General features: G+C 66.3%; 22 protein-coding genes and 1 tRNA gene. 10 read left to right on the forward strand and 13 right to left on the reverse strand.

All coding sequences use genetic code 11. The annotated features are described in order from the left end of the window. Nucleotides 1-9: 9 nt before the first annotated feature. The 6 genes from EDC31_RS12045 to EDC31_RS12070 all read right to left on the reverse strand — a co-directional run bounded on the left by EDC31_RS12045 (nt 10) and on the right by EDC31_RS12070 (nt 6,747). Nucleotides 10-1,308, reverse strand: coding sequence for a complex I 51 kDa subunit family protein (locus tag EDC31_RS12045; RefSeq protein ID WP_042057120.1), 1,299 nt, complete (start codon nt 1,306-1,308; stop codon nt 10-12). After that, entirely contained in the window at nt 1,305-1,823 is a 519-nt protein-coding gene (gene nuoE, locus EDC31_RS12050; RefSeq protein ID WP_042057173.1) for an NADH-quinone oxidoreductase subunit NuoE, read from the reverse strand. The genes EDC31_RS12045 and nuoE overlap by 4 nt, the downstream gene beginning before the upstream one ends. A gap of 4 nt (nt 1,824-1,827) precedes the next feature. Further along, nucleotides 1,828-3,594, reverse strand: coding sequence for an NADH-quinone oxidoreductase subunit C/D (nuoC, locus tag EDC31_RS12055; protein ID WP_042057117.1), 1,767 nt, complete (start codon nt 3,592-3,594; stop codon nt 1,828-1,830). Between the two features lie 12 nt (nt 3,595-3,606). Next, on the reverse strand, nt 3,607-4,254 hold the full coding sequence (locus EDC31_RS12060; protein ID WP_042057114.1) for an NADH-quinone oxidoreductase subunit B: 648 nt from the start codon (nt 4,252-4,254) through the stop codon (nt 3,607-3,609). A gap of 3 nt (nt 4,255-4,257) precedes the next feature. Then, nucleotides 4,258-4,722, reverse strand: coding sequence for an NADH-quinone oxidoreductase subunit A (gene ndhC, locus EDC31_RS12065; protein ID WP_042057111.1), 465 nt, complete (start codon nt 4,720-4,722; stop codon nt 4,258-4,260). 207 nt (nt 4,723-4,929) lie between these two features. After that, nucleotides 4,930-6,747, reverse strand: a complete 1,818-nt coding sequence (locus EDC31_RS12070) for a glycoside hydrolase family 15 protein (protein WP_042057109.1) — start codon at nt 6,745-6,747, stop codon at nt 4,930-4,932. Nucleotides 6,748-7,285: 538 nt separating this feature from the next. On the opposite strand from EDC31_RS12070, the gene EDC31_RS12075 reads away from it, so the two are divergent. Next, nucleotides 7,286-8,704: a TetR family transcriptional regulator gene (locus EDC31_RS12075; protein ID WP_052511739.1), complete on the forward strand. Its 1,419-nt coding sequence runs from the start codon at nt 7,286-7,288 to the stop codon at nt 8,702-8,704. Between the two features lie 26 nt (nt 8,705-8,730). Continuing rightward, the gene (locus tag EDC31_RS12080; protein ID WP_042057106.1) at nt 8,731-9,477 is read left to right on the forward strand and encodes a hypothetical protein; all 747 of its coding nucleotides are present in this window, start codon (nt 8,731-8,733) and stop codon (nt 9,475-9,477) included. Here the strand turns inward: EDC31_RS12080 and EDC31_RS12085 are convergent. From EDC31_RS12085 to EDC31_RS12095, 3 genes are read right to left on the reverse strand one after another with little or no spacing between them, the layout of a single operon-like run. Continuing rightward, a complete protein-coding gene (locus EDC31_RS12085) occupies nt 9,446-10,444 on the reverse strand; it encodes an MIP/aquaporin family protein (protein ID WP_081797468.1) in 999 nt (332 codons plus the stop codon). The two genes, EDC31_RS12080 and EDC31_RS12085, sit on opposite strands and share 32 nt — an antisense overlap. Further along, nucleotides 10,441-11,568, reverse strand: coding sequence for a THUMP domain-containing class I SAM-dependent RNA methyltransferase (locus EDC31_RS12090; protein WP_042057104.1), 1,128 nt, complete (start codon nt 11,566-11,568; stop codon nt 10,441-10,443). The genes EDC31_RS12085 and EDC31_RS12090 overlap by 4 nt, the downstream gene beginning before the upstream one ends. Next, a complete protein-coding gene (locus EDC31_RS12095) occupies nt 11,565-11,894 on the reverse strand; it encodes a hypothetical protein (RefSeq protein WP_042057102.1) in 330 nt (109 codons plus the stop codon). The genes EDC31_RS12090 and EDC31_RS12095 overlap by 4 nt, the downstream gene beginning before the upstream one ends. Nucleotides 11,895-12,097: 203 nt before the next feature. Between EDC31_RS12095 and EDC31_RS12100 the strand changes: the two genes are divergently transcribed. Next, entirely contained in the window at nt 12,098-12,745 is a 648-nt protein-coding gene (locus EDC31_RS12100) for a fused DSP-PTPase phosphatase/NAD kinase-like protein (protein ID WP_252349743.1), read from the forward strand. A 57-nt stretch (nt 12,746-12,802) separates the two neighbouring features. Here EDC31_RS12100 and EDC31_RS12105 read toward each other — a convergent pair. Then, nucleotides 12,803-12,888: transfer RNA gene (locus EDC31_RS12105), tRNA-Tyr, on the reverse strand. A 110-nt stretch (nt 12,889-12,998) separates the two neighbouring features. Between EDC31_RS12105 and rlmB the strand changes: the two genes are divergently transcribed. From rlmB to EDC31_RS18390, 3 genes are all read left to right on the forward strand, one after another. Then, complete coding sequence (gene rlmB, locus EDC31_RS12110; RefSeq protein ID WP_239641579.1) at nt 12,999-13,760, forward strand: 23S rRNA (guanosine(2251)-2'-O)-methyltransferase RlmB; 762 nt, start codon at nt 12,999-13,001, stop codon at nt 13,758-13,760. 35 nt (nt 13,761-13,795) lie between these two features. Continuing rightward, a complete protein-coding gene (locus EDC31_RS12115; protein WP_042057096.1) occupies nt 13,796-14,794 on the forward strand; it encodes a zinc-binding alcohol dehydrogenase family protein in 999 nt (332 codons plus the stop codon). Nucleotides 14,795-14,897: 103 nt separating this feature from the next. Further along, entirely contained in the window at nt 14,898-15,410 is a 513-nt protein-coding gene (locus tag EDC31_RS18390; protein ID WP_042057093.1) for an RcnB family protein, read from the forward strand. Between the two features lie 73 nt (nt 15,411-15,483). On the opposite strand, the gene EDC31_RS12125 is transcribed toward EDC31_RS18390, so the two are convergent. After that, entirely contained in the window at nt 15,484-16,443 is a 960-nt protein-coding gene (locus tag EDC31_RS12125) for an alpha/beta hydrolase (RefSeq protein ID WP_042057092.1), read from the reverse strand. 136 nt (nt 16,444-16,579) lie between these two features. Here EDC31_RS12125 and EDC31_RS12130 point away from each other — a divergent pair, with 136 nt between their 5' ends. Then, nucleotides 16,580-17,116: a DUF1697 domain-containing protein gene (locus tag EDC31_RS12130; protein WP_042057164.1), complete on the forward strand. Its 537-nt coding sequence runs from the start codon at nt 16,580-16,582 to the stop codon at nt 17,114-17,116. A 64-nt stretch (nt 17,117-17,180) separates the two neighbouring features. Here the strand turns inward: EDC31_RS12130 and cysE are convergent, their stop codons facing one another. Together cysE and EDC31_RS12140 are read right to left on the reverse strand one after the other, a co-directional pair. Further along, nucleotides 17,181-18,011 (reverse strand): serine O-acetyltransferase, encoded by an 831-nt coding sequence (gene cysE / locus EDC31_RS12135; protein ID WP_042057089.1) that lies wholly within the window; start codon nt 18,009-18,011, stop codon nt 17,181-17,183. After that, nucleotides 18,008-19,240, reverse strand: a complete 1,233-nt coding sequence (locus EDC31_RS12140; protein WP_042057086.1) for a UbiH/UbiF/VisC/COQ6 family ubiquinone biosynthesis hydroxylase — start codon at nt 19,238-19,240, stop codon at nt 18,008-18,010. The genes cysE and EDC31_RS12140 overlap by 4 nt, the downstream gene beginning before the upstream one ends. Nucleotides 19,241-19,388: 148 nt before the next feature. Here EDC31_RS12140 and EDC31_RS12145 point away from each other — a divergent pair, with 148 nt between their 5' ends. The 3 genes from EDC31_RS12145 to EDC31_RS12155 all read left to right on the forward strand — a co-directional run bounded on the left by EDC31_RS12145 (nt 19,389) and on the right by EDC31_RS12155 (nt 20,769). Beyond that, nucleotides 19,389-19,727, forward strand: coding sequence for a P-II family nitrogen regulator (locus EDC31_RS12145; RefSeq protein WP_042057161.1), 339 nt, complete (start codon nt 19,389-19,391; stop codon nt 19,725-19,727). 46 nt (nt 19,728-19,773) lie between these two features. Beyond that, nucleotides 19,774-20,247: a hypothetical protein gene (locus EDC31_RS12150; protein ID WP_042057083.1), complete on the forward strand. Its 474-nt coding sequence runs from the start codon at nt 19,774-19,776 to the stop codon at nt 20,245-20,247. A gap of 123 nt (nt 20,248-20,370) precedes the next feature. Further along, nucleotides 20,371-20,769, forward strand: a complete 399-nt coding sequence (locus EDC31_RS12155) for an acyl-CoA thioesterase (protein WP_042057081.1) — start codon at nt 20,371-20,373, stop codon at nt 20,767-20,769. Nucleotides 20,770-21,177 lie beyond the last annotated feature (408 nt).

The raw sequence follows: 21,177 nt of genomic DNA on the forward strand, positions 1-21,177 counted from the left end.
GTCCTCTCCCTACGCCGCCACGCCGTGCTTCAGCCCGACCGCCCGCTCGAAATCCCTGCGGAACAGCTTCAGACCGCTCTCCAGCGGCGCGATCGCCCCCGGCGCATGGGCGCAGAACGTGCGCCCCATCGGGCCGATCATCCGCGCCGCATCTTCCAGCCGGTCGATATCCTCCGGCCGCCCGCGCCCCTCGTCGATCTCGATCAGCAGCTTCTCCACCCAGGGCAACCCGTCGCGGCACGGCGTGCACCAGCCGCAGGATTCCTGCGCGAAGAAATGTTCGAGATTGCGCAGCATGCCGATCGGCGAGGCGCGGTCGTCCAGCAGGATCGCAAGCCCGGTGCCCAGACGGCTGCCCGCCTTCTCCGGCGTCGGATAATCGAGCGTGATATCGGCGTGCTCCGCGCCGAGGAACGCCGTGGATGCACCGCCGGGCAGGAAGGCGCGCAGCTTGTAGCCGTCCTGCATCCCGCCCGCGCACTCGTTCAGCAGGACGCCCATGCGCGTGCCGAGCGGCAATTCGTAGACGCCGGGCCGCTTCGCGCGCCCGCTGACGCCGTAGAGCTTGGTGCCGCCATCCTCACAGGCCGAGAGGCCGAGATACCACTCCACCCCGTTCGCCACGATATGCGGAACGTTGCAGAACGTCTCGATGTTGTTGACCACCGTGGGGGCGCCCCACAACCCGCTGACCTGCGGGAAGGGCGGCTTGGTGCGCGGATTGGCGCGACGCCCCTCCAGCGCGGTGATCAGCGCCGTCTCCTCGCCGCAGATGTACCGCCCCCCCGAAGGATGGGCGATCAGCTCGAAATCGAAGCCTGAGCCGAGGATGTTCTTGCCGAGATACCCGGCTGCCTCCGCCTGCGCCAGCGCGCGGCGCACCCGCTCCAGCCCGAGATGATATTCGCCGCGCAGGAAGATCACGCCGTGCGACGCCTGGATCGCATAGGCGGAGATGATCATCCCCTCGATGAGCTGGAGCGGATTGCCCTCGACCAGCAGCCGGTCCTTGAAGGTGCCGGGCTCCATCTCGTCCCCGTTGGCGACGAGGTATTTCCGGCGGTCCTTCGCGGAGTCCTTCGGCACGAAGCTCCATTTCAGCCCGGTGTTGAACCCCGCGCCGCCGCGTCCGCGCAGCCGGGAATTCTTGACCTCCTCGATCAGCTCCGCCGGAGACAGGCCGGACAGCACGCGCCGCAATCCGCGAAACCCGCCGCCGCGCTCATACGCCGCGACATCCGGCGGATCGGCCTGATCGACCAGAGCGAGCAGGGGCCGCTTCTCAGGATCCTTCGCCGTGATGCTCATGACGTCATTCCCCGCTTCGCCTCAATAATGGCGTCGATGTCTTCCGGCTTCACCGGCCCGTACGTCTCCGCGCCGATCATCATCGCCGGGCCATGATCGCAGTGCCCGAGGCAGACGATCGGCAGCAGCGTGAATGCCCCGTCCGGCGTGGTCTGCCCCATCCCGATCCCGAGCTTCGCGCAGAGCTTTTCCTTCACGCCGTCGGCACCCGTCAGCCAGCAGGAAACGCTGTCGCACAACATGATGACATTGCGCCCGACGGGCTTGCGGAAGATCAGGTTGTAATAGGTCGCCACCCCGTCCAGATCGGCCGGAGACATGCCGAGCAGATCGCCGATCTGCCTGAGATGCCGGTCGCAGATCCAGCCATAGCGCTCCTGCACCAGCCGCAACGCCTCGATGCAGGCTCCGCGCGGCAGGACGTCGTGATGCGCCAGATCGAGGATGGTGGTGACGAGATCGGGTGCGATCTCGGCCGGCATTTCGGCGCCGGCGGCCGTTTTTTCAGCAGCCATCTTCTCAGCGGTCCACATCGGCCATCACGAAATCGACGCTGCCGACGATGGCGATGAGATCGGCGAGCGTCGCGCCCCGCGCCAGCAGCGGAATCTGTTGCAGATGAATGAAGGAGGGCGTGCGGATACGCGTGCGGTAGGACATCGTGCCGCCATCCGAGGTCAGGTAATAGGAGTTCAACCCCTTCGTCGCCTCGATGCAGGAGCGCGCCTCGCCCGGCGGCATCACCGGCCCCCAGCTCACCCCCACGAAATGATGGATCAGCGTCTCGATGTCATGCATCGTCCGCGGCTTCGGCGGCGGCATGGCCAGCGGATGCTCGGCCTTGTAGGGCCCCTCCGGCATGTTCTCGAGGCAATAGCGGATGATCCGCAGGCTCTGGCGCATCTCCTCGACATGCACCAGCGCGCGGTCGTAGCAGTCGCCGTTATGGGCGACCGGCACCTCGAAGGGAATCTGGTCGTATCCCGAATAGGGCGCGATCTTGCGGTAATCCCACTCATGCCCCGTGGCGCGCAGACCCGGCCCCGTCACGCCCCATTCCACGGCTTCCTCGGTGGAGTAGACGCCCACGCCCTTGGTGCGCGCCTTGAAGATCGGATTCTGCATGACGAGCTTGTCGTACTCGTCCAGACGCTTGGGCAGGTAGTCGAGGAAGGCCTTCACCTCCCCTTCCCAGCCCTTCGGCAGATCCATCGCCACGCCGCCGATGCGGAAGAAGGCCGGATGCATCCGGAAACCGCAGATCTTCTCGATGATCTCGAAGACGTGCTCGCGGTCGGTGAAGATGAAGAAGACCGGCGACAACTGCCCGAGATCCTGGATCATGGTGCCGTAGAACACCATGTGGCTCGACAGGCGGAAGAACTCGGCGAGCATGATGCGGATCATCTTCGCGCGATCCGGCACGGTGATGCCCGCCAGCTTCTCCACCCCCATCACATAGGGGAAGTTGTTCATCACCCCGCCGACATAATCAACACGGTCGGTATAGGGGATGAAGCTGTGCCAGGTCTGGCGTTCCGCCATCTTCTCCGCGCCGCGATGGTGGTAGCCGATATCCGGCACCGCATCGACGATGAATTCGCCCTCGAGCTGGAGCATCAGGCGGAACACGCCATGCACCGACGGGTGGTTCGGCCCGACATTGAGGAACATGAAGTCGCTGTTGTCGGAATGCCGCTTCATTCCCCAGGCTTCGGGGTCGAATTTCAGCGCTTCCTGCTCGCGCATCATGTCTTCGTCGGTGAGCGTGAAAGGCGGCCGCTCCGTCGCGCGCGCGTAATGATCCTTACGCAGCGGATGCCCCTCCCAGGTCGGAGGCAGCATGATGCGGCGCAGGGCCGGATGCCCCTCGAACACCACGCCCATGAGATCCCATGCCTCGCGCTCCAGCCAGTTCGCGTTCGGCCAGAGATCGGTGATGGTCGGCACCGTCGCGTCATCGGCGGGAACCGGCACTTTCAGCCGCAGATCGTCGAGCGGACCGTCGAAGGAGGTGAGATGGTAGACGACGGTATAGCCGCCATAAGGAAGCCCCGCCGCCTTGTGCTCGCGCTGGCGTTCGTCCACCGCCGTCAGATCGAACAGCATCCGCAGTCGTCCGGCGCGCTTGACGGCCTTGAGCACCTCGCGAATCTGGCCGCGCGACACCCAGAAGGTCGGCACCTCGTCGCGCGTCGCCTCTTCCGTCAGCACCATATGCGGCGGCAACGCGGCAACGGTCGCGCCCATCGCCCCCAGACGGCTACGTTCCAGGACTTCGCTCATATGCCCGCCTCCTCAGATCGTGTCCGGCGTGCGGAGGTCGCGCACCGCCATGCGCTCCTCGCGCTTGAGATCGCGCATCGAGGGCGGCGTCACCTTCGTCACCCCCTGGTCGCCGATCATCCAGCTCAACGGACGGCGCTGCTGGCCGATGGATTTCTGCAACAGCATCAGCCCTTCGAGCAGCGCGTCCGGCCGCGGCGGACATCCCGGCACGTACACATCGACGGGCAGGAAGGAATCGACCCCCTGCACCACCGAGTAGATGTCGTACATCCCGCCGGAATTGGCGCAGGAGCCCATGGAGATCACCCAGCGGGGCTCCAGCATCTGGTCGTAGATATATTTCACGATGGGCGCCATCTTGCGGAACACGGTCCCGGCGATGACGATCAGATCCGCCTCGCGCGGGGTCGCGCGCAACACCTCGGAGCCGAAGCGGGCGATGTCGTATTTGCTGGTGAAGGCCGTCGCCATCTCCACATAGCAGCAGGAGAGCCCGAAATTCATCGGCCAGAGCGAGTTCTTCTGCCCCCAGGAAATGAAATCCTGCAACTTCCCGACCAGCAGCGAGCGCCGCACGTCCTCATGCTGCAACAGATCCTCGGGGCGCTGCTTCTCGATCGCTTCGCCGCCGAGGGGAGAGGTAAGGGACCAGTTCATGTTTCAGACCTCGCGCGGCGCTGACGGGACGAGAGACAGATCGGGCGCCTGCACGGGCGCGACCGGGTGCGGACGCCGTTGCTTCGGGCCCCAGTCCAGCGCGCCGCACCGCCAGAGATAGGCCAGCGCCACGAAGAGGAAGACCACGAAGGTCACGACAGTGATGTAGGCCGCCCAGCCCGCCTGCACCGCCACATCGGCCCAGGCGTAGAGAAACACACCCTCGACGTCGAAAATCACAAAGAACATGGCCAGAAGATAATATTGCACCGGCAGCCGCAACCGCGCCGTCCCCGTTTGCAGCATCCCCGATTCACAGGGAAGGTTCATCGAGGCACCCATGGCGCGCCCGACTCGGCGCGGACCAAGAACAGAAGACAGCGCCACAACGATTGTGAGAAATATCGCAGTGAATGCGATATAAATCGCAAGAATATGGGTTGTAATGAAGTCGATAATCACGCTCATCACCGTTCAACCATAGGGACAGGACTGCGCCCGAACAGACCGGACAGGCGCAACACTATCATGAAAGCACCATCTTTGCGGCATTGTCATTCCAATAGCCTTCACCCTTTGCCTCAGCCTATATCCTGCTGCCAACTGCACGTCTTCGTGAAAGGCTATTAATTCGGTTTCATAAATTCGAATGAGGCCATTATTTGAGAATTATTCTCAATTACAACGGCCGGCGCGCGACAGCGCCTGATCCAGATACAGGCCCGCCCGGATCAGGGCGAGATGGGTGAAGGCCTGCGGAAAATTGCCGAGATGTTCGCCCGCCGGGCCGATTTCCTCGGAAAACAGCCCCGCATGATTGGCGTAGGACAGCATCTTCTCGAACAGGAAGCGGGCCTGCAGCAGATCGCCCGAACGGGCGAGACACTCGACATACCAGAAGGAGCACATGGTGAACGTCCCCTCTGTGCCGGTCAGCCCGTCGTGATTTTCGCCTTTCTTCACCTCGTAGCGATAGACATGGCTGTCGTCGACGAGCCGCTCGCCCACCGCGTTCAGCGTCGACTGCCAGCGCGGATCGTGATCGCCGATGAACCCCATCAGCGGCATGAGCAGGCAGGAAGCGTCGATCGCGTCTCCACCCTTGAATTGCGTGAAGTAACCGAGATCCTCATTCCAGAAGTTCTCATGTATGTCGTGATAGATCGCATCACGTTCGCGCCGCCATAACGCGACCCGTCCGGGCAGGCTGCGCCGCCGGGCGATTCCGATGCCGCGATCCAGCGCCACCCAGCACATGAAGCGCGAGAAGAGGAAATGCCGCTTCCCGCCGCGCACCTCCCAGATGCTTTCATCCGGCTGGTTCCAGTTGACGCTGAGCCAGTCCATGGCTTCCGCGACGGAGATCCATTCCTCATGGCTCAGCCGTTCGAACGCCTCGTCGGCGAGAGAGATCGCGTCCATCACCTCGCCGATGATATCGAGCTGCAACTGCCCTTCCGCCCCGTTGCCGATCCGGACCGGGCGCGAGTCCCGATAACCCTGGAAATGATCCAGATCCGTTTCGAAATCGATGTTGCGCCCGTCGATCCCGTAGAGCACGCGGAGCCGCGCCTCCCCGGGCTTCGCAGCCAGGCGGCGTTCATGCAGCCAGCGGATGAAGGCCGTCGCCTCTTCGCGGTAGCCCATCTTCATGAAGGCGTTCACCATGAAGGAGGAGTCGCGCACCCAGCAATAGCGGTAGTCCCAGTTCCGAACGCCCCCGGGGTCCTCCGGCAGGCCGAACGTCGCGGCCGCCACCATCGAGCCGTATTCGGCGGAGGTCAGCAGCTTCAACGCAAGCGCCGACCGCGTCATGTGCTCGCGCCAGCGCCCGGTATAGGACGAATGCGCCACCCAGTCCCGCCAGTAAGTCGACGTTTCCTTGAACGCCTCCGCGACCCGGTGCGGCTCGAGGCAGATATTCTCCCCGGCCTCTTCGCTGTCGAGCGTGAAGGTGGCGGTGTCGTTCTGCTCCAGCGCGAACTCCGCGACGACCGCATCCCCCTCGATCGTGAGAGGAACGGAGGCACAAAGCCGAAGCGGCGGCAAATCCGGCCCGTCCGGACGGAAAATGACCTGACACGCTTCCGGCTGCTCGATGCTGTGGGACACGCGCGCGTAATCGAAGCGCGGGGCGCAGCGAAGGCGATAGGTCACTCGCCCCCGCACCGCCTTCACACGGCGGATGAGGCGCTGCACCGGATCGACCGGCAAGGGCACCATGAAGTCCGAAATCTCGCTGACGCCCTCGGTGGAGAGTCGTCGCGTCAGCAGCACGTTCGTATCGGGAACATAGAACTGGGTCAGACGCCCGCCCTCGAGGGCGGGGGCGAGCGAAAACTCCCCCGCCTCGGGATCGAGCAGGGACGCAAAGACACTCGGGCTGTCGAAACGCGGCCAGCAAAGGAAATCGATGCTCCCGTTCAGCGCCACCAGCGCCGTGGTTCGCAGTCCGCCGATGACCGCGTGATTCTCGATCGCCATATCCGCCATGGGTTGTCTCCCGGAAGGCGACGCCACGCGCCGCCGCACAGACAATTAGAAACCGGGGAAACGGGTCTCTGCCAAGGGGCGAAAGCCATTTTCCCGCGATTTGACACCAGATTGAAGGCACTCTCTCACGCGGGGCGGGCGCGCGCCTCCCGCGCTGCGACTCTGGACAGGGCGGATGGCCATCAAGGCGCAACTGGGCACGTCAGTTTCCCGCGAAAAACAGGGCGGATCTGACCGAGTAGAGGGTGGCGGAACAATAAATGTCACAATGATATAAAAAATGATTAATGTCGTTTCATGATGTCCATTGGCGACGACATTTCCCGGGGGACGATCGGCCATGCCGATGGAAGAAGAGCTTCTCAACAGGTTTCGACGTGCCTGCCATGTTAAACCACGCATGCACTCTGTTTTTTGGCTTCTGGTCTTGGCCTTCTGATCCAGGAACGTTCCGCATCCAACATCGCAGCCTTGTCTTCCATGTTATATGCTTATGTGCCCGGTCGTATATGTTGTCGGGCGCGGGAGTGCATCCCGAGTGAACGCCCCCGCCGTCGGACGCCGCATTTCGGCCGGACAACATGAGACAGAAAGCCGATCGCGTGCCCAGCTTCCCACACCCTTCATCCCGATGACCTCCGCCCGATCCGGAAGCCTGACCTGGCCGCATTGCGCCGTTCTGCTTGCCGCCGGCGGCGGCGCGCGCCTCGACCGGCCGGAACACGCCTCGACGGTCGACGGGGCCACGCTGCTTCGCCGGATGGTCCGATTGCTGGAGGCAACCGCGCCGCGCCGCCTGCTTGCAATCGTCGGGACCAGGGAAATGGCGGCGCGACTCGCGGGGGCCGGGGCGGAGATTCTCGTCCACGACGCGTGGCCGTCCGGGTTCGCCGCTTCGGTGCAACGCGCGGCGCAGGCATTGCGCGGTCATGAAGGACCGACGCTGTTCGCGAGCGTGGATCAGTGCCGACTGGAGGCGCGTCATCTCGATGCGCTCCTGCGCGCCGGGCGTGATCGCGCTGTCGGCGCCGTGCGGGACATCGCCTCGCGCCATGACGCCGACAGCTTCGGTCTTCCGGCGCTGATCTCGGCGGAGACGCTTGCCCTCGCCGACCGGCTGACGGGCGACGAGGATTTCGGGCCGATCTGGCGCACGCGACCCGAGCGGGTCGCCCTGGTGGACGCGCCCGAACGCGGCTTCGATCTCGCCACCTCCGTCCGGCTCGCCGCGGCGATCCCGCACCGCCGGATCGACGGCGGGCGGCGACGCGCCGAGGGCGAGCGGGATCGCGCGCCGGGCGTGCGGGAACTCAAGCAGAAGCGCGTCCGCAAGGCGGTGATCGACACGGCGATGCGCCTCTTCGCCGAACGCGGCTTCGAGGCGGTCACGGTGGACGAGATCGCCGCCATCGCCGGAATCTCGCGCCGCTCGCTGTTCCGCTACTTCCCGACCAAGGGCGACATCGTCTTCGCCTGGACGGAAATCATGACCGACTCCCTGCGCGAGACCTTCGCCCTTCACGCGGCGGCCCCGCACGCGGCCGACGAATCGGCGGAGACGGTGCTGCGCCGCGCTTTCGTCACCGCGCTCAGCCATATCCGGACCGATACCGCCGAGACCGTCGCGCTGGTGCGGCTCATCGAACAGTCGCCCGCCCTGCGGCAGCATTCGCTGCGGAAATATGAGGCGTGGGAAGACAGCATCATGACCGCCTGGCATGACCGGCTCCCGCCCGGCCCGACGCAATTCCTGACCGCGCGCGTTCTGGCGCGCGGCGCGATCGCCGCGTTCCGCTCGGCGCTCGATGAATGGCTGCGGCAGGAAGGGCGGCTTCCCTTCCCCGATCTGCTGGACGAGGCTTTTCGTATCCAGCACGATATCTTCGGTCTCCGGCCGCTCTCGCCGCCGGTGGTGGGATCGTCCCCCGGTGATGAATCGCCCCCTCGAAATTCCTGACCTCAAAAATAGGGAGTTGTGCCGCCATGCGCCTCTGTATCCCTGCGCTTCTGCTCTGCACGGTCCCGATGACCGCCGGATCGGCGGCGGAGCCCTCCCGCGAGGCGATGACGCTCACGCGGACCCTCGATCTGAGCGCCGGACTCGGGCTTCCGCCGGGCTGGCGCGTCGAAACCTTCGAGCCGAAATCCGGCACCGCTCCGGAAATCGGCGACATCCCGGCCCGGATCTGCATCACCCGGCCCGCCGCCTCGCCCGACTGCCTGCGCATCGTCACCGGGCCTGAGTATCCGGGCAATATCGCCTATCCCTATCAGACGATCACCGATCTCAAGGTGGCGGAGATCCCCGACGGCAAGGGCGGGTCGGAACGCGCCCTGCTGGCGCGCGCCCGGTACAGCGGCGGCGGCCCCGGCGTGCTGGACCTGTTGCTGATCTGGCGGAAACTGCCGAATGGCACCCTCCTGAACCCGGAGTCCATCGAGGGAGGAACCGCCGTGCAGCGGGCCTTCTTCACCTCGGGCCCGCTCAACGGGCTCTTCGCGCAGGCCGAGCCGATACAGACGACACAGAAAATACATACCGACCCCGAGCGGTACCGGATCGAGGTGCGGCGAATGACACCTTTGGGAAGTTACGAAATCCTCGTTTTCCTGACGCCGGAAAGCTGGGCCAGCCCGGTTGGCGACGGCCCGACGCCCGATTTGCGCAAGACACTCGCCCCCCTGATCGCGGAGCGGCTCAGGAGCGTTTATCCGAACGGGCTGCCCTGACCTCCTCCGGCGCGGGCCCGACCGCCTCGGGCGCGCCCAGCTTCGGGACGCGCCCGTGATGCCCGAAATTGACGATCCGCGCCTCGACCGGACGAACCACCCCCATGAGGTTCGACCTCAGAAGCAGGACCGCGAGACCCGACCCCAGCATCGGGCCAAGGATGTAGATCCATAGCCCGCTGAAATCGCCGCTGAACAGATCCGGCCCGAAGGAGCGGGCGAAATTCGTGCTGTCTCCGGAAATCCAGGCGACGAAGGGATTCATCAGGAAAAAATACCACCCGCCGATCCATGGCGCGACGAGATGCAGCCGGGGCGTGGCCGCCGCCCAGTAGAGCGCCAGAATCAGCCCCATCGTCGCCGCCAGCTCGGCGCCGAGGACGAAGAGGCCGGGCACTCCCGCCGCCGGCATGGTGGCGACGTAATGCACGGCGCTCACCCATCCTCTCCAGACAGGCAGGAGGCACCCGAGCAGAGACATCGCGGCCGTGCCGAGACACGCCCCGACAATCTGCGCCAGAGCATAGCCCAGCGCGTCCAGCGGCGCGATGCGCCTGCCGAGGGCGAAGGCCAGGGTGACGGACGGGCTGAGATGCGCCCCGCTCACGCGGCCGAAGGGCGTCATGGCGGCGATCGTCCCCGACCCGCCGAAGCACAGACCGCACAGCGCGATTTGCAGCTCCGGATACCGCCGCAGCACGCCCGCCACCGGCGAGGCGGGCGTCAGCAGCAGCGTATTGGTCGCGATCCCGAGACACATCAGCACCGCGGTCGCCACGGCCTCGCATCCATAAAGCGTCCAATGCAGCCGATGGTCCGGGTGCGGAGCGCCCGCGAGAGGACGATCCTCCAACTGCCTGCGGGTGAACCGGACATGGGGCAAGGCGATGTGCGGGAATCGGGCATGATGCGCCGGATAACTCTTTTCCCGCGCCTCCGCCGCGTCGTCCTCTTTCTGTCGGCTCATGCCAGCGGTTCGGTGCGATAGAGCGTCACGCGCAGTCCTCCATGCGGCACGGGCGGATCGGCAGGCAGGAAATCGAGCCCGGTGGCCCGCGCCAGTTCCGGTTCCGTCGTCACGATCCCGACGCGCCAGCCCGCGAACCGTTCCCGCGCCACATGGCCGAACGCGCGATACAGCGGCGCGAGGGCGCGCTTGTCGCCGAGGCGCGCGCCATAGGGCGGGTTGGTGATGAGCAGCCCCGGCGTCCCCTCCGGCGGAACGATCTCGCTCACGCCGCACTGACGGAAGACCGTGAAGGCCGACACCCCCGCGCGCTCCGCATTGGCACGACTCATGGCGACCGCCCCGGCGTCGCGATCGCTCCCATGGAACCGCCCCCCGGGCTCCCGCCGCCCGCGCTCATGGCGCAGGGCGTTCCAGGCGTCGGGATCGAAAGTGGCGAGGCGCTCGAAAGCGAAGGCGCGCGCACGTCCCGGATTCAGCCGCGCCGCGATTTCCGCCGCCTCGATGACGAGGGTGCCGGACCCGCACATCGGATCGAGCACCGGCTCCTCGCCGCCGAAACCGCAACGGCGGAGAAAGAGGGCGGCCATCGTCTCGCGCATCGGCGCGCGGTTGACCTCCGCCTTGTAGCCGCGCCGATGCAGGGCCTCGCCCGAAGTGTCGAGGCTGATCGTGCAGAGATCGCGCTCCATCCGCACCATCACCGTCAGGCCGTTTTCGGGATCGGAGGGCGCGCCGAGCGTCTCGCCGATCGCCCGCGCCACCCGCTCCGCCACCGCGCCCGAATGATAGAGCCGCGAACCGGAACAGCTCGCCTCGACGCGGAACGGTATGTCAGGGCGCAGCGCCGCCGCCCACGGCACCTCGCGCGCCCGCGCCTCGAGCTGCGCCAGATGCACGGCGCGGAAGGACGCCAGCCGCGCGAGCACGCGCCCCGTCCCGCGCAGCCAGAGATTGGCGCGCCAGACGTCGCTCCACCCGCCCATGAGCGTCACCCCGCCCGGCACGACGGCGGGACGGCGGAAGCCCTTCAGCCGCGCCTCCTCGCACAGCACGGCTTCGAGTCCGGGCGGCGCGGCGAGGAAGATTTCGAAGGGCTCCGCTCCGTTCGCCGACCCGTTCATCGGCCGCCGGACCCGCTCCGCGGAGGCCCGTAGGTCACGCTTTCCGCCGGCTGATACACCCCCGGCACCACCGACGACGAGGCGTTCGTCGACGGATGATCAGGCGACGGCTCCGGCGGCCCCACTCCGCTGACGCCGATCCCGCCCGGCACCGCCGCCGCGAGCACCGGGGAAGGCGGCCGGTGCCGGCCATGGCCGGGCGGCCCGTAGACCACCAGATCGGCCCGGGGCGGCCCCAGAATTTCGGGCGCCGAACAGCCGCCCACCATCGTCATGCCCAGGGCAAGCACGAGCCGGGCGATCGGAAAGCGGCGGAGACAGCACATGGTTTATCGTATCAATCCACCGCTCCCCCGGCAATCGCGCGTCTCGCCGAAGAGGCCCAGGCTTGACGGCCGGCAGCCGACCTGTCCGCCGACACCGGAACACCGCCGACGCATGGCGGCGGTTGACGTCCCGCGCGGCGCGGGGCAAGGACAGCGCCGGTTGAGTCCTGCGCAAAGGATAGAAGGCGGTGTTTGAAGGCGAGATGACTTCCCCCGCCGCGCGGCGCCGGGCGTGGCGCGACAGTCTGTTTGTCGATCATGCGATCTTCCGGCTGGCCTGGACGAATTTCGCCCCCGTCCTGCCCGGACGGGTCTATCGCTGCAACCACCCGACGCCCGCCCGGCTGGCGCGGCTGGTCGAAACCTACGGATTCCGGACGCTGGTCAATCTGCGCGGCCATCGCCGCTGCGGCTCGGACGCCCTGTCCCGCGACGCGGCGAGACGGCTTGATCTGACCCATATCGACATGGCCTTCGAAAGCCGTGGCGCGCCGCATCGCGACCGCATCCTGCGCTTCCACGGGCTTTACCGCACCCTCGAAACGCCGATGCTGATGCACTGCAAATCCGGCGCGGACCGCGCCGGGCTGGCTTCCGGACTCGTGATCCTATTCGAAGGGGGCAGCGCCACGGACGCGATGCGGCAACTGCACTGGCGCTTCGGCCATTTCAATCGGTCCCGCACCGGCATTCTGGATGCGTTCTTTCTCCGCTATCAGGCCGAGGCGGAAGGGCGGCGCCCCTTCCTCGACTGGGTGGAGACCGATTATGACGAAGCCGCATTGAAGCGGGATTTCACGGCGGGCAAGCTTGCCTCGTTCCTGAACGACGCCGTGCTGCGACGGGAATAGAACGGGGCGTCCCTCTTTCCCGGCAAAACGCTTAATGCGCTGATTTTCGCATGTTTCTGGTGGAAGGGGTTGGATTCGAACCAACGTAGGCGTACGCCAGCGGATTTACAGTCCGCCCCCTTTAGCCACTCGGGCACCCTTCCATGGGGGTGGGGAAATATGGTGGATCGCCAATGAAGTCAAGCGGCGGGGCGCGGTTTTATATGCGGGTTTCCCGATGACGGGACGCAGCATTCGGACTATAGGGAACGTCATGTCGCGTCGCCCCTCGTTCCGCCCCTCTGCGCCGTCCCATCGTGCTCCAGCGGGCAGTGGGTACTGGCTTTACGGCCAACATGCCGCTGCGGCGGCGCTCGCCAATCCGCATCGTCATATTCACGAAATTCTCGTGACGAAAGAGGCGCTTGCCGCGCTGGAGGGACAGCGTGTCCCCCTGCCCGTCCCTCCTCATCTGGTGGAGCGCGGACGGCTCGACCAGCTTTGCGAGCGCGACGCCGTGCATCAGGGCGTCGCGCTGCGCGTCGAGCCCCTGACGCCGCCCGCGCTCGAAGACGTGCTGGAGCGCAGCGGTCCGATCCTCGTGCTCGACCAGGTGACGGACCCGCGCAATATCGGCGCGATCCTGCGCTCCGCCGCCGCGTTCGGCGCCGCCGCTCTCCTGCTCCAGGACCGCAACGCGCCGCAGGAGAGCGGCGCCATGGCCAAGGCGGCCTCCGGCGCGCTCGACATCGTGCCGGTACTGCGCGAGGTCAATCTCGCGCGGGCTCTGGCGGCGTTGCAGAATGCCGGACTCTGGGTCGTCGGGCTCGACGCGGGCGGGGTGCGGCTCGATGGCGCGGCCTATGCGGAGCGACGCGTGACGCTGGTTCTGGGAGCGGAAGGCGCGGGGCTGCGGCGGCTGACACGGGAGAGCTGCGACGAAATCGCGAGCGTGTACATGCCCGGGAATATGGAGAGCCTGAATGTTTCCAACGCCGCCGCCGTGGCGTTGTATGAACTCGCGCGTCCGCTCTGACGCGACCGTCCTGATCTGGTTTGGAGAATTATTCCATGAAGGCGATTGGCTATTCCTCGATCGGCGCTCCTTCCGTTCTGGAGGAGATCGAGCTGCCGAAGCCCGTGCCCGGCCCGCGCGATCTGCTGGTGAAGGTCGAGGCGATCTCGATCAACCCGGTGGACACCAAGATCCGCCGCCGCGCGGCGGCGCTCCCCGGCGAAAGCTGGCGCGTGCTCGGCTGGGATGTGGCGGGGGTGGTCGAGGCGGTCGGGGCGGAGGTCACGCTCTTCGCGCCGGGCGACGAGGTCTTCTACGCGGGCGAGCTGATGCGTCAGGGCGGCAATGCGGAATGGCACTGCGTCGATGAGCGGCTGGCCGGTCACAAGCCGGAGACGCTCGACTGGGGTCAGGCGGCCTCCCTCCCGCTGACGGCACTGACGGCATGGGAATTGCTGTTCGAGCGGCTGGGCGTGACCCCGGAGACGGAAGGCGCGCTGCTGGTGATCGGCGGGGCCGGCGGCGTGGGCTCGATACTGATCCAGCTCGCGCGGCGGCTGACGGAACTGACCGTCATCGCCACTGCCTCGCGGGCGGAAAGCCGCGCATGGTGCGAGACGATGGGCGCGCATCACGTCATCGACCATTCGCGCGACATGACGGCGCAGCTGGCGGAAATCGGGCATCCGGAGATTCCGTTCGTCGCCAGCCTGACGGCGAGCGACGTGCATCACGCCTTTCTCGTGGAGACTCTCGCGCCGCAGGGCGTGCTGGTGTTGATCGACGATCCGGCGGGATTCGACATCATGCCCTTCAAGCGCAAGAGCGCCACGATCGCATGGGAATTCATGTTCACCCGCACGCTCTTCGAGATGGACGACAAAGAGATCCTGGGCGAGATTCTGGAGGAGGTCGCGCGTCTGGCGGATGAAGGGCTGCTTCGCCCCACCGATACGCGCCGGCTGGCGCCGATCTGCGCGGAAACCCTGCGCGAGGCGCATGAGGCGTCCGAGCGAGGGGCAAGCATCGGCAAAACGGTGGTGCTGGGATTCTGAGCGGGAATTTCGTTACATTCCGGCCCTGCGCCGACGCGGCGGCGGCACAATCTCGCCACGACGCGACGTGACGATACACTCCTGACCCAAAGGAGGATTCCAAATGAAGCGGTCGAGACTCCTCTCACTTTGCGCGGCGGCGATGCTGCTTCTGCCTCTGATGGCCGAAAGCGAGGCCCTGGCCCAGCCTGGCCCCGGTCCTGGTCCCGGTGGCGGCCCTGGCCCGGGACCTGGGCCGGGGCCAGGGCCAGGCGGGTTCTGGCATGACCGGATGGGACCGTGGGGTCCGGGCAGGGAGGGACCGGTCGGGCCCGGCGGAGGCTGGCGGGGCTGGCATCCGGGGCCGCATGGATGGCGGCGCGGCGATTACTTCGCCGGGTGGCGCGCGCCGGGATATCGCATCCCGGACTGGCACGCCTATCCGGGGCTTTATGCGCCGCCGCCGGGCTATTACTGGACCCGGTATGACAACCAGTATCTGCTGACCGAGATCGCGACGGGATTGATCGCGGGGATCGTCGGCGGCGTGGTTGGCAGCGTGATCGCGCCGTCACCCGCCGCGCCGGGCGTGCCTCCGCCACCGGGAATTCCTCCGCAACCGGGTTTTCCTTACTGAGCCCGGTGTCGGGCTGACCCGGTCCCGGGACTGCCTCGTCGGCCCGACCGACCGCAGGTCGTTTCGCGGGCGCTCACGGAGGGGACAGAACGAAATCCGCGATTGCCGGGACCACGCCGGGAGCGAGGGGCAGCCCGGGATCGGCATAGGTCGCCACATTCGCGCGGCGATCATCGGATGCGACGGGCTTCAGCACATGATTGGTGTCCGGCAGAAGCACCAGCGTCGCTGCGGGATCGGCCTGTTTCAGCAATGCCGCGTCTTTCACACCGACCTGAAGATCGCGCTCGCCCTGCATGATCAGGACGGGTTTGTGAAATCCGGCCAGCAGCCTCGTCGGATCGATGGCGAGCGCGTCGATCAGGAAATTCTGTACCGCCGGGCGGAAGAGCGGGAACAGGGCGGGATTCAGGGTGTCCACATCGACATGCCGTCCGGCCTCGAGGGTGGAGAGCGCCGCCAGAGCCTGACCGAGGATCGGGGCGTTCGCCGGGTTGGATTTCAATTGCTCGGCGAGCACCTGCCCCATCGGCCTGCCGGGCGTCGAGACGAGGATGAGCCCGCAGATGGCCGCATCCTCCTTTCCCGCCACGAGCGCGACGAGCCCGCCTTCGCTATGCCCGAGAACCCAGACGCAGCGTGCGCCCGTCGCATGGCGGACCGATCCGATCCAGGAATGGACGTCCGCCGCGTAGTCCTCAATGGTGACGGCGTTGCCGTCCGGGACGGCTCCGGCGCTCGCAAATGTCCCGCGCTTGTCGATGCGGAGCGTGGCGATGCCGCGTGTGGCCAGTCCTTCGGCCAGCAGCTTCAGCGTGGCGGCCTTCATCCCATGGGGGTTGTTGCCGTCGCGATCGGTCGCGCCCGAGCCGGGGATCATGAGGACAACCGGGGCGTTCTTGCCGGGCGAGAGCATCGTGCCCTTGAGGGGGCCTGTCGGGCCGGGCGCCTCCAGGAAACTCTCGACGGGCGGCGGGGCCTGGGTTGGAGCGGCTGCGGTCGCGGCCGAGAGCAGCGCGGCGAGGAGGATCATGGTTTTCTCCCGACAGAGGACCCAGCCAGTCACCGATATCGACAGGAACACGGGGGCCGTCGACTGCGCCGTATTTGAAATCTGACAGTCTCCGCCGATAATGCAACCTCATTTCCGGAACCGGGAGGCGGAAAGCATGACGGGATATGTTGCGCTGCTCCGGGCGGTGAATGTCGGGGGCACGGGCAAGCTGCCCATGAGCGTTCTGACCGGGCTTTGCGAGGCGGCGGGCTTTGCGCGGGTGCGGACTTATATTGCGAGCGGCAACGTCGTTTTTCAGAGCCACGGCACCGAGGCGCAGGTCCGGTCCGCCCTTGAGGAGCGGCTGCGCGCCTATGCCGGAAAGGAAATCGGCGTCGTGGTGCGCACGGCGCGCGAGATTGCCGATGTGGTCGCGCGCAACCCCTTTGTGGATGCGCCCGGCAATCGGGTCATGGCGTTGTTCGTCGATGCGCCGCTGCCGGACGATCCACTCGACGGCGTGACCGGAATCGGGAACGAGCAGATCCGTCTGGGAACGCGCGAATTCTTCGTCTTCTACCCGGACGGCATGGCTGACACGCGGCTGCGCATCCCCGGCGGCAGGCATGGCACGGCGCGGAATATGAACACTGTGGGCAAGCTGGCTGAAATGGCCGCCGCTCTCGATCAGGGCCCGATCGCCTCAGGCTGACCGGGCAACTCCCACACCGGGCCGGAAAAATTCCCTGGTTCCGGACGATCGCGCGAATGTCGCCTCAGATCATATAATCGACGGGCGGCAGGCGCTGGTCCATGCCGAGAGCCGGAAGGGCGGTGTGGCGGGTGCCGATGCGGCGGGCGGGGTTGCCGACGACGGTCGTGTAGGGGGGGACGTTTTCGAGGACGACGGAACCCGCGCCGATCTTGCAGCCTTCGCCGAGTTCGATATTGCCGAGGACTTTGGCGCCCGCGCCGACGAGGACGCCACGGCGGACCTTGGGATGGCGATCGCCGGTTTCCTTGCCGGTGCCCCCGAGGGTGACGTTCTGAAGCAGCGAGACGTCGTCGTCGAGCACGCAGGTTTCGCCGATGACGATGCCGGTGCCGTGATCGAAGACGATGCGGCGGCCGAGGCAGGCGGCGGGGTGGATGTCCACGGCGAAGCGTTCGCTCACGAGGCTCTGGATATGGCGCGCGAGGTGCTGGCGGTCGTGCCGCCAGAGCCAGTGGGCGATGCGGTGGGCCTGGATGGCGTGATAGCCCTTGAAGAAGAGAAAGGCGGTCACGTAGTCCGGGCAGGCGGCGTCACGTTCCTGCACAGCGATCATGTCCGCGCAGGCGGCTTCGGCGATGGCGGGAGAATGGGCCAGGGCGGAGGCGACGAGCGCGGTGAGCACCGGGGCGGACAGGGCGCGATCGGCCAGCTTGGTGCCGAGAAGGGCCGCGAGGGCGCTCTGGAAGTTGCGGTGGTCGCTGATGCCGGTGGCGAAGACGCCCTGGATGAGCACGTCGCAGCAGACATCGCTCTGGACGAGCATGTCCTGCCAGATGGCGTCGAGATTCGGGGGAGAAGAAAGCTGCGGGGAAGCTGGGAAAGTGTCGGTCATAATCCCATGGCCCGGCGCACGAAGGCGCGTTTCAGTCCCGGCATGCGGTTGAGCGCGCCGAGTCCGAGGTCGCGCGCCAGCCGCAGGGCCGGATTGTCGTTACCGAAGAGGCGTTCCAGCCCGTCGCAGGCGGCGAGGGTCAACATGGCCTGCGGACGTGCGCGTCTCTGGTAGGAGGTCAGCACGGTTTCCCCGCCGGGGTCCAGCCCTTCCGTGACGGCGTTTTCGAGGATTTCGGCGAGAATGGCGATATCCCGGAAGCCGGCGTTCAGCCCCTGCCCGGCGATAGGGTGAAGGCCGTGAGCCGAGTCGCCGGCCAGAGCGAGACGGGAGGCGATGTAGCGCTGGGCAAATTGCGCCGAGAGGGGGTAGATCCAGCGCCGCCCCGTGGGGTGGAAGGCGCCGATCTCGTCATCGCCCAGGCGGGCGGCGATTTCGCGGATGAAGACGTCGTCCGGCAAGGCGTGCAGGCGGGGCGCGCGGCGCGCGCTTTCGGCCCAGACAATGGCGGAGCGGTTGGGGTGGTCGTCCGTGCCGCTCAGGGGAAGACGGGCGAAGGGGCCTTGCGGGAGGAAATGTTCGAGCGCACGTCCGTCATGGGGTTTTTCATGCGCGATGACGCTGATGATGCCGCACTGGTTATAGGGGAGTCGCGTCAGCGGGATACGGGCCTGATCGCGCAGCGGGCTCTTGCGGCCCTCGGCGGCTATGGCGAGGGCGGCGGTGAAGGTCTCGCCGGTATCGAGCGTGATGGCGACATGGTCCGGGGCGAAGGTAAAGCGGCCGGTGGCGGGGGTGCGGAGAAGGAGGGAGCCGGCCGCGGCGGTTTCGGACAGGGCGGCGTTCAGCGCGCGGCGGAGATCGCGGGCCTCGACCATCCAGCCGAAGGGGCCGTCGGCCTCGGCTTGGGTGAACTCGACCGTCCATGGCGAGGGACGGGCATGGGGTTTGCCGTCGCGGACGAGGATTTCGGTGATGGGCTGGGCCGGCCGGGGGAGATGGGACCAGAGCCCGGCGCTGACCATCATGCGGCGGGACCCCTCGGAGAGGGCGTAGGCGCGGCCGTCGAGCGAGGGATCTTCCAGATCATGCAGGGGCGCGCGCTCGATCAGCAGGGTGCGGAGTCCGGCATGAGCGAGGCGACAGGCGAGGGTCGCGCCGACAGGGCCGCCGCCGTTGACGGCGATGTCGATGGTCCGGGGGGCGGCCGTGGCGGCGGAAGTGTTCATGGTGAGGCGATTCTAGCGCAACCGGCGGCGGTGTGGAATCCATCCGTTCCGGCCCGTGTGCGCTCTTGCCAATCTCGTAGGGAAACTGGCACGGTTTGAGGATAGAATGTCGGGGCGGGCCGCGCCCGACGCGCGGGGAGAAGTCACCATGAAGCTGGTTACAGCCATCATCAAGCCTTTCAAGCTGGACGACGTTCGGGAGGCGTTGACGCCGCTGGGAATTCAGGGACTCTCCGTGACCGAGATACGCGGTTTCGGGCGACAGAAAGGCCAGACGGAAATCTATCGCGGCGCGGAGTATCATGTCAGTTTCCTGCCGAAGGTGAAGATCGAGATCGCGGTGGCGGATGCGCTGGTCGATGACGTGATCGAGGCGATTCTGGACGCCGCGCATACGGGGAAGATCGGGGACGGAAAGATTTTCGTCTCGCCGGTCGAGCGGGCGATCCGCATCCGCACGCGGGAGACGGGAGACGAGGCGCTCTGAGCCGCCCGCACCAGGTTCAGCAAATTCCAATCAGGAGAGTCGAGGAATGTCCATCTTCCGTTTTTCCGTTCCGGCCATGCTGGCGGGGCTGGTTCTGACGGCGGCGCCCGCCGCACATGCGATCCCGGCGAAGCAGTGTTACGCCGATTTCCGCGCCGCGAAGAAGGCCGGAACGCTGAACGGGCAGACCTACAAGGAGTACAAGGCGGCCCAGTGCGGCGATGCGGCGGCCCCTGCGGCGGCGTCAACCGCGCCGGCGACTCCGGCCGCCTCCCCTGCTCCTGCCGCTCCGGCCCCGGCCGCGCCGGCTGCTGCCCAGCCGGTGGCGTCGTCCGGGAATGTGGTGTTTCCGGGTGCGGTTGCGCCGCAATATGCCAAGCTCTCGCCGGGGAAAGCACGGATGAAGACGTGCCTCGATCAGTATCACGCCAACAAGAGCACAGGCGGAAACGGGTCGCTGAAATGGATTCAGAAGGGCGGCGGGTATTATTCCGAGTGCAATGCGAAGCTGAAGGGGTGAGGCCGCTCTGTTTTTTCCGAGGCGTCGTGTTTCATGCGGCGTCTCTCCCATCCGCGTTCATGCCTTGTTCAAATACCAATTCCATCTCAGGGGCGCTGACTCAAGGGCGTTGACGGGGGACACATGAGTGACACAGCAGCGACCGGCGATTCTCCGCCGAACGCCGTGCCGACAATTCGCGTCATCGCGATGCCGTCGGACACGAATCCCGCGGGCGATGTGTTCGGCGGCTGGATTATGTCGCAGATGGATCTCGCGGCCGGCACCCTCGCCTCGTTGAGGTGCCGGGGCCGCTGCGTGACGGTTTCGGTGGAAAGCCTGACCTTTCACCAGCCGGTTTTCGTCGGGGACGAGGTCAGCATCTATACGAACCTCCTGCGAACCGGGCGAACGTCGCTCGCCATTCATGTCGAGACATGGCGGCGCGCACGTCACGGCCACGAAACCTTCAAGGTGACGGAGGGCATCTTCACCTTCGTGGCCCTGGACGAGAACCGCAAGCCACGCCCGTTGCCGCCATGATGGACGCCGCTCCGAACAGGCAGCGTGAACCCGAAGCCGGCGCATGACGCCTGTTGCCGAAGGATAAAGGTTTCGCGGCTTCTTTTTCGTCAGGAAAAGAAGCTGTACTCCTTCAGAGGCTGCCTCGGAAGTCGTTGTGTCATGGGGACGACGTTCCCGGGGCTCCGCCCCGAACCCCGCCAAAGGGCGGTCACCCTTTGGAAACCCTTTGATTTAATTTATTGAAATTCAAGGGGTGAAGGGGCTTTGGCCCCTTCCGGGTGCAGGGCAGAGCCCTGCATCGGCGTGAGTCGCGACGTCTGAAAACAGCCCCCTAGAGCGTTTTCTGCACGAACTGAATCGTTAGGGATTCCCCTTGGCGGCGTGATCTGATTCAAGATGAGAGCCGGGAAGGGGGCTGGCTTTGGA

Origin of the sequence: Acidomonas methanolica, from assembly GCF_004346035.1 — a bacterium.
Lineage (GTDB): Bacteria > Pseudomonadota > Alphaproteobacteria > Acetobacterales > Acetobacteraceae > Acidomonas > Acidomonas methanolica.

Excerpts from the sequence above, each read along its gene's own strand:
- cysE (WP_042057089.1), bottom strand. The coding sequence starts at position 18,011 with ATGACCGACACTTTCCCAGCTTCCCCGCAGCTTTCTTCTCCCCCGAAT.
- EDC31_RS12145 (WP_042057161.1), top strand. The coding sequence starts at position 19,389 with ATGAAGCTGGTTACAGCCATCATCAAGCCTTTCAAGCTGGACGACGTT.
- ndhC (WP_042057111.1), bottom strand. The coding sequence starts at position 4,722 with ATGAGCGTGATTATCGACTTCATTACAACCCATATTCTTGCGATTTAT.
- EDC31_RS12045 (WP_042057120.1), bottom strand. The coding sequence starts at position 1,308 with ATGAGCATCACGGCGAAGGATCCTGAGAAGCGGCCCCTGCTCGCTCTG.
- EDC31_RS18390 (WP_042057093.1), top strand. The coding sequence starts at position 14,898 with ATGAAGCGGTCGAGACTCCTCTCACTTTGCGCGGCGGCGATGCTGCTT.
- EDC31_RS12095 (WP_042057102.1), bottom strand. The coding sequence starts at position 11,894 with ATGTGCTGTCTCCGCCGCTTTCCGATCGCCCGGCTCGTGCTTGCCCTG.
- rlmB (WP_239641579.1), top strand. The coding sequence starts at position 12,999 with ATGTCGCGTCGCCCCTCGTTCCGCCCCTCTGCGCCGTCCCATCGTGCT.
- nuoC (WP_042057117.1), bottom strand. The coding sequence starts at position 3,594 with ATGAGCGAAGTCCTGGAACGTAGCCGTCTGGGGGCGATGGGCGCGACC.
- EDC31_RS12080 (WP_042057106.1), top strand. The coding sequence starts at position 8,731 with ATGCGCCTCTGTATCCCTGCGCTTCTGCTCTGCACGGTCCCGATGACC.
- EDC31_RS12150 (WP_042057083.1), top strand. The coding sequence starts at position 19,774 with ATGTCCATCTTCCGTTTTTCCGTTCCGGCCATGCTGGCGGGGCTGGTT.
- EDC31_RS12140 (WP_042057086.1), bottom strand. The coding sequence starts at position 19,240 with ATGAACACTTCCGCCGCCACGGCCGCCCCCCGGACCATCGACATCGCC.
- EDC31_RS12100 (WP_252349743.1), top strand. The coding sequence starts at position 12,098 with ATGACTTCCCCCGCCGCGCGGCGCCGGGCGTGGCGCGACAGTCTGTTT.
- EDC31_RS12070 (WP_042057109.1), bottom strand. The coding sequence starts at position 6,747 with ATGGCGGATATGGCGATCGAGAATCACGCGGTCATCGGCGGACTGCGA.
- EDC31_RS12090 (WP_042057104.1), bottom strand. The coding sequence starts at position 11,568 with ATGAACGGGTCGGCGAACGGAGCGGAGCCCTTCGAAATCTTCCTCGCC.
- EDC31_RS12155 (WP_042057081.1), top strand. The coding sequence starts at position 20,371 with ATGAGTGACACAGCAGCGACCGGCGATTCTCCGCCGAACGCCGTGCCG.
- nuoE (WP_042057173.1), bottom strand. The coding sequence starts at position 1,823 with ATGGCTGCTGAAAAAACGGCCGCCGGCGCCGAAATGCCGGCCGAGATC.
- EDC31_RS12060 (WP_042057114.1), bottom strand. The coding sequence starts at position 4,254 with ATGAACTGGTCCCTTACCTCTCCCCTCGGCGGCGAAGCGATCGAGAAG.
- EDC31_RS12085 (WP_081797468.1), bottom strand. The coding sequence starts at position 10,444 with ATGAGCCGACAGAAAGAGGACGACGCGGCGGAGGCGCGGGAAAAGAGT.
- EDC31_RS12130 (WP_042057164.1), top strand. The coding sequence starts at position 16,580 with ATGACGGGATATGTTGCGCTGCTCCGGGCGGTGAATGTCGGGGGCACG.
- EDC31_RS12125 (WP_042057092.1), bottom strand. The coding sequence starts at position 16,443 with ATGATCCTCCTCGCCGCGCTGCTCTCGGCCGCGACCGCAGCCGCTCCA.
- EDC31_RS12115 (WP_042057096.1), top strand. The coding sequence starts at position 13,796 with ATGAAGGCGATTGGCTATTCCTCGATCGGCGCTCCTTCCGTTCTGGAG.